The following is a 367-nucleotide window of genomic DNA, read 5'->3' on the forward strand; positions in this document are numbered from 1 at the left end:
GCCTGGTTGGGGTGTCTGGGTCACTCTGGGTGTGCTGCTGGTGGTTGTGGCTTATCTGGTTGCCGGCCTGCCACGGCTGTCGGCTGGCAAGGCCGCGATCATCACACTGCTGTTATTCGTGGTGTTGCTGGTGGTTGAGTTCGGCTTGCTGTCGGCGGCCGCGACCTGGCTCAAGTTTGTCTTTCCCGCAGCCCTGCTGGTGATCGGCCACCTGGCGTTGACGACCAAGCGCTTCCTCATGACCGAGGCTGGCAAGCTCAAGTCCGACGAGGAATCGGCCGAGACCAATCGCATGATGGGTCTGGCGCTGCAAGGCCAAGGCCAGCTCGATATGGCGTTTGATCGTTTTCGCCGCGTACCTTTCACC

Annotated in this window: 1 protein-coding gene; it reads left to right on the forward strand. The window is 61.3% G+C overall.

Annotated elements, in window-relative coordinates; all coding sequences use genetic code 11:
- Nucleotides 1-31 precede the first annotated feature (31 nt).
- Nucleotides 32-367: hypothetical protein (locus AC1DOK_RS24630; RefSeq protein ID WP_477556897.1), on the forward strand; the 336-nt coding region annotated here is incomplete at its 3' end.

The organism is Paenibacillus sp. P5_B5 (assembly GCF_056400365.1).